9 protein-coding genes and 3 pseudogenes are annotated in these 12868 nt (G+C 47.6%); 11 read left to right on the top strand and 1 reads right to left on the bottom strand.

The window, feature by feature from the left end:
• The first annotated feature begins 57 nt into the window (after window positions 1–57).
• From J6600_RS14520 to J6600_RS14505, 4 genes are all read left to right on the top strand, one after another.
• Entirely contained in the window at window positions 58–1716 is a 1659-nt protein-coding gene (locus J6600_RS14520) for a glycoside hydrolase family 13 protein (RefSeq protein ID WP_209387536.1), read from the top strand.
• 121 nt (window positions 1717–1837) lie between these two features.
• Window positions 1838–2260, top strand: coding sequence for a secondary thiamine-phosphate synthase enzyme YjbQ (locus tag J6600_RS14515; protein ID WP_061862522.1), 423 nt, complete (start codon window positions 1838–1840; stop codon window positions 2258–2260).
• Window positions 2253–3284 carry a nitronate monooxygenase gene (locus J6600_RS14510; RefSeq protein ID WP_014418737.1) on the top strand — a complete coding sequence of 344 codons (1032 nt, stop codon included), beginning with the start codon at window positions 2253–2255 and terminating at the stop codon, window positions 3282–3284. Before J6600_RS14515 ends, J6600_RS14510 begins: the two co-directional genes overlap by 8 nt.
• Before the next feature lie 25 nt (window positions 3285–3309).
• A complete protein-coding gene (locus J6600_RS14505) occupies window positions 3310–3561 on the top strand; it encodes a hypothetical protein (protein WP_014418736.1) in 252 nt (83 codons plus the stop codon).
• 17 nt (window positions 3562–3578) lie between these two features.
• Here the strand turns inward: J6600_RS14505 and J6600_RS14500 are convergent, their stop codons facing one another.
• Entirely contained in the window at window positions 3579–4316 is a 738-nt protein-coding gene (locus J6600_RS14500) for a protein-glutamine gamma-glutamyltransferase (RefSeq protein WP_053285195.1), read from the bottom strand.
• 142 nt (window positions 4317–4458) lie between these two features.
• Between J6600_RS14500 and J6600_RS19865 the strand changes: the two are divergent.
• From J6600_RS19865 to J6600_RS14480, 7 genes and pseudogenes are all read left to right on the top strand, one after another.
• Window positions 4459–5499, top strand: a pseudogene (locus J6600_RS19865) (cache domain-containing protein); the annotation flags it as partial.
• Window positions 5494–6444 carry a methyl-accepting chemotaxis protein gene (locus tag J6600_RS19860; RefSeq protein WP_369719120.1) on the top strand — a complete coding sequence of 317 codons (951 nt, stop codon included), beginning with the start codon at window positions 5494–5496 and terminating at the stop codon, window positions 6442–6444. The pseudogene J6600_RS19865 and the gene J6600_RS19860, both read left to right, overlap by 6 nt.
• Before the next feature lie 184 nt (window positions 6445–6628).
• Window positions 6629–7669, top strand: a pseudogene (locus J6600_RS19855) (HAMP domain-containing protein); the annotation flags it as partial.
• Entirely contained in the window at window positions 7664–8617 is a 954-nt protein-coding gene (locus J6600_RS19850) for a methyl-accepting chemotaxis protein (protein ID WP_427846721.1), read from the top strand. The pseudogene J6600_RS19855 and the gene J6600_RS19850, both read left to right, overlap by 6 nt.
• Window positions 8618–8743: 126 nt before the next feature.
• Window positions 8744–9784 (top strand): annotated as a pseudogene (locus tag J6600_RS19845) (cache domain-containing protein); the annotation flags it as partial.
• A complete protein-coding gene (locus tag J6600_RS19840) occupies window positions 9779–10729 on the top strand; it encodes a methyl-accepting chemotaxis protein (RefSeq protein ID WP_411859492.1) in 951 nt (316 codons plus the stop codon). The pseudogene J6600_RS19845 and the gene J6600_RS19840, both read left to right, overlap by 6 nt.
• 115 nt (window positions 10730–10844) lie before the next feature.
• Window positions 10845–12851 carry a methyl-accepting chemotaxis protein gene (locus tag J6600_RS14480; protein ID WP_191389150.1) on the top strand — a complete coding sequence of 669 codons (2007 nt, stop codon included), beginning with the start codon at window positions 10845–10847 and terminating at the stop codon, window positions 12849–12851.
• Window positions 12852–12868: the final 17 nt, after the last annotated feature.

The raw sequence follows: 12868 nt of genomic DNA, 5'->3' as shown, positions 1-12868 counted from the left end.
GGAAAAAATGCTTCTTCGTCCCGCTCCTTCATATGCTGTAAAGAAAGGAGTGTCGGTATGAAAACGGATTGGTGGAAAACGGCGGCCGTCTATCAAATTTATCCCCGAAGCTTTATGGATTCGAACGGGGACGGAATCGGCGACATGAACGGCATCAGAGCAAAGCTTCATTACATAAAAGAGTTGGGGGCGGATGTGATCTGGCTTTGTCCCGTTTTTGACTCGCCGGGCGCGGACAACGGCTACGATATTCGGAATTATAAACAAATTGCCGGCGAATTCGGGACGATGGAGGATTTTGACCGGCTCCTTGCGGATGTCCATTCGCTCGGCATGAAGCTGATTATAGACCTCGTCATCAACCATACAAGCGATGAGCACCCTTGGTTTATCGAATCACGCTCAGCGAAAGATTCCGAAAAACGGGACTGGTACATCTGGAGAGACGGAAAAAACGGCAAAGAGCCGAACAATTGGGAAAGCATTTTCGGCGGATCGGCGTGGGAATATGATCAAGAGACGGGCCAGTATTACCTGCACCTGTTTGACAAAAAACAGCCTGATTTAAATTGGGAAAACGAAGCGATGAGGCAGTCCGTTTATGAGATGGTCCGCTGGTGGCTTGATAAAGGCATAGACGGCTTCCGGGTGGATGCCATTTCTCACATTAAGAAAAAAGAAGGGCTCCCTGACATGCCGAATCCGGACGGTCTCCCGTACGTCCCGTCTTTCCCGTATCATATGAATGGGGAAGGCATAATGGATCTCTTAAAAGAGCTGAAACGGGAAACATTTTCGCGCTATCCGATCATGACGGTCGGCGAGGCGAACGGAGTGGCGGCTTGGGAGGCGGCTGATTGGGCCGGTGAAGAAAACGGCGTCTTTCAAATGATTTTTCAATTTGAACATCTCGGCCTCTGGGATACGGAAGATGATCAAAGCATTTCCATTCCGGCGCTTAAGCGCGTCTTGTCCGGCTGGCAGAACAGTCTTGAAGGAAAGGGCTGGAACGCGTTGTTTATGGAGAACCACGATCAGCCCCGTTCCGTCTCGGTATGGGGTGACGAACGGTTTTTGACAGAAAGCGCCAAGGCACTCGCCGCGATGTATATGCTGATGAAAGGCACGCCGTTTATTTACCAGGGGCAGGAGCTCGGAATGACCAATGTTTCGTTCCCATCCATTGAAGATTATGATGACGCCGCAATGAAATATCTGTATGAAAAAGAGACGTCCCGCGGCGTTCCGCATGAAAAAGTGATGAAGATCATCTGGAAGAAGGGCCGGGATAATTCACGGACACCGATGCAATGGAGCGGTGAGGCGAACGGCGGGTTTTCTGATGCTTCTCCGTGGCTCGGAGTGAATCCGAACCACACATGGCTGAATGCTGCATCACAAATGCAGGATGAAACATCCGTATACCATTTCTACAAACGGCTGCTCGCCCTCAGAAAAGAACACGGCGTATTGATCAGCGGCACGTATGAATTGCTGCTTCCGAATGACCGGCAGATTTATGCCTATCTAAGAAAAAACGGAACAAAAACCGCCCTGATCATCACAAATCTGTCCCGAACCCCCGCTTTATACAGGCATCCCGGTTATCCGCTTGACTCCGATGCTCTCGTGCTTGCAAACGCGGAGACAGAAGCGCACCGCCATGTGACATCCTTTCTTTTAAAGCCTTATGAGGCCCGCGTATATATATGGTGAAAAACTTCAGTCCCGAGGCTGAAGTTTTTTGTGATCTGCGTTTATCATCACGATCCGACAGGAAAAGACAAATACAGAAACGAATATGGGAAAGGAAGAGAAAAAGAAAGGAGGCATTTATATGCTGAAAAAATTGCAGATTCAAACAAACAGACGGGATGAAATGATCGACATCACACATGAAGCTGAAGCGTTTCTCCGCAAAACAGGCGTAAAAAGCGGTTTGGCGCTCATATACTGTCCCCATACAACCGCCGGCATTACCATAAATGAAAATGCCGATCCGGATGTGAAGAGGGATATGCTCAGAAGGTTTGATGAAATGTATCCGTGGGAGCACGAACTGGACCGGCATATGGAGGGAAATACGGCGGCACATATGAAAGCGAGTACAACCGGCGCCTCCCAGCATGTCATCATAGAAGACGGGCGCCTGATACTCGGAACATGGCAGGGCGTTTATTTTTGCGAATTTGACGGTCCGCGAAACAGAACCTGTTATATCAAAATACAGGCTGAAACGGAGGAAAACACAAATGAGTGAGTGGATGAGTGCATTATCATTAACAAAGCCCGTCATTCAGGCGCCGATGGCCGGCGGGCTGGTCACGCCGCGTCTGGCTTCGGCGGTATCAAATGAAGGGGCGCTCGGAAGCCTCGCTTCAGGATACGTCAGCCCGCAAGCGCTTGAAAAACAGCTTATCGAGATGAAAGACCTGACGGACCGCTCCTTTCAAGTAAATCTTTTCGTCCCGGAAGAAAGGCAGATGCCTGAGGCGGAACTGGTTGAAAAATGGAAAGCCCGCATCCCGAGGGCAAAAGACGCCAAGCCGTTCTCTGATCTGAAAGAAGAATGGAATGATTTCGAGGAAAAAGCGGAGCTTCTGATCCGTTACGGAGTCAAAGCGTGTTCATTCACCTTCGGCCTGCCGCCGGAAGAAACGGCGGAAAAGCTGAAGAAAAGCGGATGTTTCCTTTTCGGCACGGCGACAACGCCGGAGGAAGCGAAGGCCTTTGAAGAACGGGGGATGGACGCCGTTATCCTTCAGGGAATAGAAGCCGGCGGACATCGCGGGTCGTTTCTGCCGGTTAAAGGAGAACCGGCTCTCGGCCTTATGGCGCTGATTCCGCAGGCTAAAGACGCGCTGAATATCCCGGTGATTGCGGCAGGCGGCATTTTTGACCGCCGCGGCGTGCAGGCGGCCCGATGTTTGGGTGCAGACGGCGTTCAAGTAGGAACACCGTTTCTCCTTTGTGAAGAAAGCAGCGCCTCACCGGCATATCAAAAAGCCATTGCCGAATCAAAAGGAGCCGACACGCGGCTGACCACCCTGTTTTCGGGAAAACAGGCGCGGGGAATCGTGAATCAGTTCATGAAAACATATGAGGCTGACGAGGGAAATACGCTGCCTTATCCGCTGCATAATACGCTGACAAAGCCGATGCGCGGGCACGCGGCTCAATCAGGAGACGCGGAGTATATGTCTTTATGGGCCGGCCAGTCCGCCGCGAAACTTGAAGGGCCGACAGACGTGAAAACCGTTTTGGACGGATTGTGCGAATCATAATCCAGCAATCGTGAGGTGATGGATGATGAAGATTCTTCAAATGTCCTACAAAAAAAGAGGGACTATTGAGTTTGTCTTTGAAGATTTTCCGCATTCCAAAGTCACCATGGCGCCGATTAAAGGGTATTACTTTGTCCGCGCCATTAAATGGAGCCGACGGGACAGAGCCGTCACCCGACATGATTTAGAGAAGTTTGAATGGGCTGCAAACCAAGCGCTCGGCACGACGGCTTTTTACCGGAAAAGAAAAGCATTCCGCATCCCATCGTCAAAATGACAGACGATGGGATTGTTTTAATGCATGATCTGATAAAGCGCGGGTGCATCAAGCCTTGTTGCCTGGTTAAGCAGATAAGCCGGCTGCACGGCATTTTTTTTTCTTAAAGAATTCAATCTCTGGATGATTTGTTCAGCGGTCAGAATCCCGAGACCGTGGGCGAAATATTGATCATTCCCCATCACAATGACATTCTCTCCCCGCCACTGAGCCTTTGCAGGATTAAAATCAGGATTTTTAAAATATAAACAATCTCCCCGTAAAAAGTGGCTGCCGGTTTCCGTGTAGATCGGCAGATGCTCATAGTGCCAGTCATACAAAGTGATATCCCGGAAACGCCGGTTAAACCGTTCTTCACCCATTGTCTTTAAGACGGCCAAATAATAAATCACAACAATGGCGGTAGCGCATTCAAATGCGTAAAACGCCCCATTTTCAATAATGTCCCGAATCGCTTTTGAAGCGGGGATTCTGTACTTCAGCTCCAAGGCTCCTTCCGGCGTCACTCTCCAATAAGCCGTATTTCCGTATGTTTTGGCGAAAGTTGCAAATTTCACACCTGATCCGTGCAGTTCTCTTGCGGCTTCCACAATATGGCGGCGCAGCCGCACCTCGAACATCAGTTCAGCAATCGACCCGTAATCGAATTGTACGGGAGAATTGAGCAGTTCATTTATATACGGAACAAGGCTTTCTTCCGTCTGCCAGTTCGCGATGTCCTGAGGCCGAAGCACTTGGCCGGATATGATAATCATCTGCGCGCCCCCTTCTCTTTTTTTATAAGATATGCAGGAAGCTTGGGCAATGAAAATCAAGTCATAAAAAAGGAGGAAATGTTAACAAAATGTGAAGACTGAGCCGATATATAAGGTATCACACTTGAGGGAGCAGCTTAATATGAAAAAATTCATTAATTGGTGCACAAAGGCATCGATTTCACGTAAATTAATCATTTCATTTATCGTGATTTTAATCATACCGATTCTCGTGTTAGAATTCAGTTCATACCATACGGCGAGCAATTCGCTGGATGATCAGATTTCAGGCAACGCGAAAAATAACATCGAATCTTTTAACACAACGATTACAAATGATATCGGCGCAAAAGCAAAGGCGATTGAATTTTTCAGTGAAACGTTAAAAGGGTCATCCTTCTCAAAGAAAAACATGTCTGCTCTTGAAGAAAAGTTCGGGCAATACACGTCTATTCATAAAGACGTAGCCCGTATTTACGGAGGAACGGAAGACGGCAGCTACGCACAGGCGCCGAAGGAGAATACTCCGGCCGATTACGATCCGAGAACACGCACTTGGTATAAAGACGCTGTGAAGGCCGGCGGCACGCTCGTTGTCACCGACCCTTACACTGCGGCAAGCGACGGCAGGATGGTCGTCACCGTGGCAAAGCAGATGCAGGACGGAACAGGCGTAGTGGCCATGGATATTACGATTGACCAGCTGCTGAAGCAGATGCAGGGAATCAAAATCGGGCAAAAAGGCTTCGTGTTTATCACGTCCAAAAATAAAACCTATGTCGCGCATAAAGACCACAAACCGGGCGATAAAGTTTCAACCCCGTGGCTGAATGAGGTATACAGCAAAGACAGCGGCATTATTTCATACAAGCTCGATGATCAAAATAAAAAAATGGCGTTTACGACAAATAAACTGACCGGATGGAAAATAGAGGGGAGCATGGAGCTCAACGAAATTAAAGACGCCTCACAACCGGTGCTGACGATGGGAATGATCGTCCTTGCAGCATCCATTATCATCGGGGGAATTTTAATTCTGTTGATTGTCAGATCCATTACGTCACCGCTGAAACGGCTTGTCCGCTCTTCTAAACAAATCAGCGGCGGAGACTTGACCGAAACCATTGATATCCGCTCGAAAGATGAATTGGGCGAACTCGGCGCGAGCTTTAATGAAATGGGAGAATCTCTGCGCGGACTGATCAGCGCGATCCAAAACTCTGTCGACAACGTGGCCGCGTCATCGGAAGAGCTGACCGCTTCAGCTTCGCAGACAAGCAAAGCGACGGAACATATTACAATGGCGATTGAGCAGTTTTCAAACGGAAACGAAGAGCAAAGCGAAAAAGTCGATTCAAGCTCAGCCAAGCTGAATCATATTAATGACGGACTCGCCGCCGTTTCCCGCACATCATCATCCATTACGGAAGCATCTAAACAATCGAAGGAAGCTGCCGGCACCGGGGAAGAATATGTGCAGCAAACAGTCGGGCAGATGAATCTCATCAATCAATCGGTCCAGCAGGCGGAAGCGGTTGTAAAAGGCCTTGAGGCCAAATCAAAAGACATCACTCATATTTTAAGAGTCATCAACGGCATTGCCGATCAGACAAACCTGCTTGCGTTAAATGCAGCCATTGAAGCGGCAAGAGCCGGTGAATACGGGCGGGGCTTCTCAGTGGTAGCCGAAGAAGTGCGCAAGCTTGCCGTCCAATCTGCCGGTTCTGCCAAAGAGATAGAAAAACTCATTCAGGAAATCACGGCTGAGATTAATACATCGCTTCACATGTTCACATCGGTTAATGAAGAAGTTCAATCAGGACTTGCCGTAACGGACCGTACGAAAGAAAGCTTCCAGAATATCTTCGGCATGACAAACGATATCGCCGAGAAGCTTCAATCGATGAACGGCACGGTTGAACAGCTGTCGGACAGCTCCCAGCACGTTTCAGCCGCGGTGACGGATATTGCGGACGTATCTAGGGAAAGCGCAGCAAGCATTCAGGATATTGCCGCATCCGCAGAAGAACAGCTTGCATCAATGGAAGAAATCAGCACATCAGCCGATACTTTGGCGCAAATGGCCGAAGAACTGCGGGAATTAACGAAACAATTTAAAATCAACTAGTAAAAAAGGACGCTTTCCGGATGGAAGGCGTCCTTTTTTATAGTGACAGCCGGATAATTAAATAAAAAGTCTTGCATACAAAGGGAGTACATAGAACTATTTTTCGTTTATGACTTCATTTTCAATGTAATAAAAAGGGAGTCGGCCGATATAAACAGTAAATGATTGAAAGAGGTTTACAAAATTGAAAAAAACAGCAAAAAAAATCGCCAGAAAATCAATAGCCAAAAAACTTATCATTTCATTTTTACTGATCTTAATTATTCCGGTAGCAGTATTGGCTGCCGGCGCCTACCGTTCGGCGGCTTCATCCGTTGAAAAGCAAATGATGGAAAGCGCCGAAGGAAATGTGCAAATCTTAAACAATATGATTGATGACCGGATCGGAATGTTTACAAAAAGCTCAGCATATTTCAGCGAATGGGCGACAAGCGCTAAATTTAAAGAAAAAAACCAAACGGAAATGCAAGAAAGGTTCAAGCAGTTTATTGAAAGTAATGATAAAGCGTCCGCCGTATTTTCAAGCAGCAAGGAAGGAACGTTTACCCGTTATCCGCATGCCGATATGCCGGCCGATTTCAATCCGCTTGAAAGAAGCTGGTATCAGGAAGCCATGGAGAATAAAGGCCAAACCATCATCACAGACCCTTATGAGTCCATCTCAAACAAAAAGATGGTCGTCACCATGGCCCGCGCGGCGCAAGACGGATCAGGCGTCGTCGCCATTGATATAAAAATCGACGATCTCATCACGATGACAAAAGAAGTGAACATCGGAAAAGAAGGATACGCCTTTATCCTCAGCAAAAATAAAAAAGCCGTTGCCTACAGTGATGAAAAAGCCGGCTCGGCGGTATCGGGAAAATGGGTTGATACATTATACAGCGGGCAAAAAGGCGTCTATGAATATACGCTGAACGGGAAAGCGAAAAAAATGGCGTACGTGACCAATGAAGCGACGGGCTGGAAGATCAGCGGAACCATGTCTGTGGATGAAATCAAAGATGCGGCAAGACCGGTTCTGACTCTGGCCGTTATCATATTGGCGATAGCCATTGCCGCAGGGATGATTTTCATTTATTTTGTCATCCGCTCAATTACCAAACCGTTAAAACATCTCGTAGCTTCAGCAGAAAAAATCAGCAGCGGAGATCTGACGGAAACCATTGATGTCAGCTCTCAAGATGAGCTCGGCGTGCTCGGTAAAAGTTTTAATCATATGACAGATTCACTCCGTTCGCTTATTCAAGGAATTCAGGACTCTGTTGAACATGTCGCTTCTTCCTCAGAGGAGCTGACGGCTTCGGCTGAGCAGACGAGCAAAGCAACGGAACATATCACCCTTGCGATTGAACAGTTTTCTAATGGAACGGAAGACCAAAGTGAGAGTATTGATAAAGCGACAGCCCAAGTGAATGAGATGAAAGACGGGCTCAGCGATCTGGCGGAAGCGGCAGCCGTGGTGACGGAAACTTCAATTGAATCGGCGGAGATATCCGGCGCCGGTGAGCGGCTTGTCAAGAAAACAGCCGGCCAGATGGGCGCCATTGACCAATCCGTAAGCAAAGCGGAGCAAGTCGTACAAGGGCTTGAACTCAAATCGCAGGACATCAACAGCATTTTGCGCGTCATTAACGGCATTGCCGATCAAACGAATCTCCTTGCTTTAAATGCAGCCATTGAAGCGGCAAGAGCGGGAGAATACGGACGCGGTTTTTCAGTCGTTGCCGAAGAAGTGAGAAAGCTTGCCGTCCAATCCGCCGATTCAGCGAAAGAAATCGAATCCTTAATTCATGAAATCGTCAAAGAAATTCATACTTCGCTCGGAATGCTGGAATCCGTCAATCACGAGGTGAAAAGCGGACTTCAGTTAACGGACGAAACGGAAAAAAGCTTCCGGGACATTTCCGTTAAAACAAATCAGATTGCCGGTGAACTGCAAAATATGAATGCAACCGTGGAACAGCTTTCTGCCGGATCTCAGGAAGTATCAAACGCTTCAGAGGATATCGCGGCTGTCTCCAGACAAAGCGCGGCCGGCATTCAGGACATCGCGGCTTCAGCTGAAGAGCAGCTTGCGTCCATGGAGGAAATCAGTTCCTCCGCCGTCACGCTGGAAAAAATGGCGGAAGAATTACGCGAACTGACAAAGCGTTTTAAGATAAACTCTTAATTGAGTCCAAAAGGCTAATTAACAATAGGTAAAAAGTATGTTTCGTTATATTTCTTCTTTTTGGGTGTGTATATTTACCTATAATTGCCGATATGAAGGGTAAACACACAAGAGGAGTTATAGCAGATGAAAAAAATTGTGCAAATCATCAAGCAGAGATCGCTTACAAGAAAACTGCTCATTTCTTTTTTGGCCATTCTCATTCTTCCTATTTCAACGCTGGCTTTTATCGCCTATCAATCGGCGGTAAGTACGCTTGACAGGCAGATGATGGAAAGCGCATTAGATAATGTGCAGCAGATTAACGATATGATCAACACAAGCATCAGCCAAAAGGAAGACGGAACGGCATATTTCAGCGATTGGCTCACAAAGGATCGGTACAAGCCGAAAAACCAATCGCAAATTACCGATAAATTCACAGAGTACATGAAGATCAATAAAGACGTGGAATCCATTTTTACGAGTGACACGGAAGGACATTTCACACGGTATCCGGATCTGCAGATGCCTAAAGGATATAATCCGATTGAAAGAGACTGGTATAAAAAGGCCGTGGAAAATAAGGGGAAAGTTGTTGTAACAGATCCTTACCGCACGGCTTCCACCAATACGATGGTCGTGACGGTCGTTCAGCAGACGAAAGACGGCTCAGGAGTCGTCGCCATCAATATGAAAATTGATGAGCTTCTGAAAACGACAAAGAAAGTGAACATCGGAAAATCCGGCTACGCTTTTATCCTGACGAAAGACAAAAAAGTGGTCGCCCACCCGAACCGCACATCAGGCACAGTATTAAACGGGGAGTGGGCCGAACGGCTGTTCACCAGCAAAAAAGGTGATTTTCAATACAAATACGACGGCCAGGAAAAGAAAATGGTTTATGATACAAACGGGCTGACAGGCTGGAAGATTACCGGAACGATGTATCTGGACGAAATTCATGAAGCGGCCCTGCCGATTCTTCATCTGTCCCTGCTCGTTCTCGTATTAGCGATTGTGATCGGAACCATCGTCATGGTGCTGATTATCCGTTCAATCACAAAACCGCTCAAGCAGCTTGTGACATCATCGAAACAGATCAGTGAAGGCGATTTAACAGAAACGATCGAGATCCAGTCAAAAGATGAATTAGGCGAGCTTGGCAAAAGCTTTAACAATATGGCCGCTTCGCTCAGGTCTCTCATCCATGCCATCCAGGATTCCGTGAATAACGTCGCATCTTCCTCAGAGGAGCTGACGGCTTCAGCGGAGCAGACAAGCAAGGCAACCGAACATATCACATTGGCGATCGAACAATTTTCTAACGGAAATGAAAGCCAAAGTGAAAATATTGAAAGCGCGGCGGAACATATTTACCAAATGAACAGCGGGCTTGAAGATATGGCGAAAGCATCTGCCGTCATTACCGAGTCCTCCGCCACATCAGCGGAAGTCGCCAATTCAGGCGGAAAGCTCGTTCACCAGACGGTCGGCCAAATGAACGTCATTGACCGGTCAGTGAAAGAAGCTGAACAAGTGGTGCGCGGACTTGAAACAAAATCAAAAGACATTACAAACATTCTCCGTGTCATTAACGGAATCGCTGATCAGACAAACCTTCTTGCGCTGAACGCGGCAATTGAAGCCGCGCGTGCGGGTGAATACGGCCGGGGCTTCTCAGTCGTCGCTGAAGAGGTCAGAAAACTTGCGGTCCAGTCTGCCGATTCAGCGAAAGAAATCGAAAGCTTAATTATAGAAATCGTCAACGAAATCAATACATCTCTCGGCATGTTCCAATCCGTCAACAAAGAGGTGGAGAGCGGACTGGATATTACGAATCAGACCGAAACGAGCTTCAAACGGATTTCTGAAATGACGAACCAGATCGCCGGAGAAATTCAAAATATGAATGCGACGGTAGAACAGCTGACAGCAGGTTCTCAGCAGATTTCAGGAGCTTCTGAGCAAATCGCGTCCATCGCAAAAGAAAGCTCCGCCAGCATTCAGGATATTGCGGCCTCCGCCGAAGAACAGCTGGCTTCAATGGAAGAAATCAGTTCGTCTTCGGAAACGTTATCCCAAATGGCGGAAGAATTACGTGATATGACGAAACGATTTAAAATAGATTAATAGGTCATAGAACACCCAAATGTGCTGTTTGGGTGTTTTTTTTAGTTTTTTTAATAAATCTTTTGTCCTATCTGACGATATTAGATTTAGCTTTTCAAAGAAGGAGACTGAAAAAATGAAACAACTGATACATTGGATCAAACAGCCATCCATCAGCAAACCGCTGATCGCGGCATTTTTAGCCGTATTGGTGCTTCCGGTCGGCATACTCGCCTACTTCAGCTACCAAACGGCGGGGAGTACATTAGAAAGCGAACTGACCCACAGCGCCCAGGGAAATGTCAGCGAACTGAACAGCGTGCTGGAAAACATGCTCGAAGGCAAGCTCAAAGCGATTGACTACTACAGCGAATCAATCACTAAGGAAAAACTGAACACAAAAAATAAATCGGTACTGCTCGACAATATGAAGCAGTATGTCACCGTAAATGACGATGTCGCGTCAATTTACGCCGCGTCTCGCGACAAAGCGTTCGTGAAATATCCGTCCGCTGATATGCCGTCCGATTATAATCCGCTCACGCGCGAGTGGTATACAAAAGCGGTTGAAAAAAGCGGACAGCCGGTGTTTACCGAGCCTTATAAAGACGCTGCAACCGGACAGACGGTCGTTACGATTGCCCAGCAGACAAAAGACGGATCAGGCGTTGTGGCGCTTGATATTAATCTGGGCGACCTGCTGAACGCTTCCGAACGCGTCCAGATCGGTCATAAAGGATTTGCCTTCATTACAACGGGAGATAAAAAATACATCGCTCATCCGACTATAAAAGCGGGAACGGAAGGCTCCGGAGAGTGGACGAAAGAAGTGTTTTCCAAATCAAGCGGATCGTTTGAATACATGTTTGAAGGACAGCAGAAGAAAATGGCCTTCACGACAAACAAACTGACGGGCTGGAAAATCGCCGGCACATTTTTTGTCAGTGAGATCCATGACGCAGCCTCGCCTGTCATGAAAATGGCGCTGATCATCCTGGCGGTTTCTCTTATCGTCGGCGGTATTTTAATCTTTTTTATCATTCGCTCGATTGCAAAACCGCTCAAAAAACTTGTTTCGACATCAGCTAAAATCAGTGACGGCGATTTAACGGAAGTCATTGACATCAAGTCAAAAAATGAATTCGGGCAGCTCAGCCAAAGCTTCAATGAGATGTCGGCATCACTCCGGTCTGTCATCGGCGTCATCCAATCATCCGTCGAACATGTCGCTTCTTCATCCGAAGAGCTGACGGCATCCGCCGGACAGACAAGCAAGGCGACAGAGCATATTACACTGGCGATTGAACAATTCTCAAACGGAAACGAATCACAAAGCGAGAAATTGGAAGAGAGTGCTGATCACCTTTCCCAAATGAATGCCGGCATTGCCGAGACGGCGAATGTATCGGCGGAAATCACTGAATCCGCCATCCAAACCTCTGAAACGGCCGGAAGCGGAGAAGAATTAGTGGCGAAAACGGTCGGCCAGATGAAAACAATTGATCGTTCCGTACAGCAGGCGGAAGCGGTCGTAAAAGGGCTGGAAACGAAGTCGCACGACATTAAGAGCATTCTGAACGTCATTAACGGCATTGCCGATCAAACAAATCTGCTTGCCTTAAACGCGGCCATTGAAGCCGCCAGAGCAGGCGAATACGGGCGGGGCTTCTCCGTCGTTGCGGAAGAAGTGAGAAAGCTTGCCGTACAATCAGCCGGCTCCGCGAAGGAAATCGAAACGCTGATTCAGGAAATCGTCAAAGAAATCGCCACATCGCTTTCCGTATTCCAAGCAGTGAATCAAGATGTGAAGGAAGGCCTCGATATTACGGATCAAACGGCCGAAAGCTTCAAAAAAATCTCAGAAATGACGACTCAGATTTCAGGCGCCTTGCAGCATATGAACGGAACGCTTGAGAAGCTTGCAGCCGGGTCGCAAAATGTGACAAACGCGGTGGAGGACATTACCTCAGTCGCCAAAGAAGGGTCCGCCGGCATTCAAGACATCGCCGCCTCAGCTGAAGAGCAGCTGGCCTCCATGGAAGAAATCAGTTCATCCGCCGAAACGCTTGCGCATATGGCTGAAGAACTGCAGCAGGTCACACGGAAATTTACGATTCAGTCTGAAGACGAAGAACAGCTGTAGCGAGCTGTTTCTTTTCC

It is taken from the genome of Bacillus sp. LJBV19 (genome assembly GCF_017797845.1).
Classification (GTDB): Bacteria; Bacillota; Bacilli; order Bacillales; family Bacillaceae; genus Bacillus; species Bacillus velezensis.
Note: the sequence above shows the minus strand (reverse complement) of the source record. Positions and strands in the feature narration are given on the sequence as shown.

Bases quoted from the DNA above. Each gene is read 5' to 3' on its own strand.
- J6600_RS14520 (WP_209387536.1), top strand. From the start codon at position 58: ATGAAAACGGATTGGTGGAAAACGGCGGCCGTCTATCAAATTTATCCC.
- J6600_RS14515 (WP_061862522.1), top strand. From the start codon at position 1,838: ATGCTGAAAAAATTGCAGATTCAAACAAACAGACGGGATGAAATGATC.
- J6600_RS14510 (WP_014418737.1), top strand. From the start codon at position 2,253: ATGAGTGAGTGGATGAGTGCATTATCATTAACAAAGCCCGTCATTCAG.
- J6600_RS14505 (WP_014418736.1), top strand. From the start codon at position 3,310: ATGAAGATTCTTCAAATGTCCTACAAAAAAAGAGGGACTATTGAGTTT.
- J6600_RS14500 (WP_053285195.1), bottom strand. From the start codon at position 4,316: ATGATTATCATATCCGGCCAAGTGCTTCGGCCTCAGGACATCGCGAAC.
- J6600_RS19860 (WP_369719120.1), top strand. From the start codon at position 5,494: ATGGGAGAATCTCTGCGCGGACTGATCAGCGCGATCCAAAACTCTGTC.
- J6600_RS19850 (WP_427846721.1), top strand. From the start codon at position 7,664: ATGACAGATTCACTCCGTTCGCTTATTCAAGGAATTCAGGACTCTGTT.
- J6600_RS19840 (WP_411859492.1), top strand. From the start codon at position 9,779: ATGGCCGCTTCGCTCAGGTCTCTCATCCATGCCATCCAGGATTCCGTG.
- J6600_RS14480 (WP_191389150.1), top strand. From the start codon at position 10,845: ATGAAACAACTGATACATTGGATCAAACAGCCATCCATCAGCAAACCG.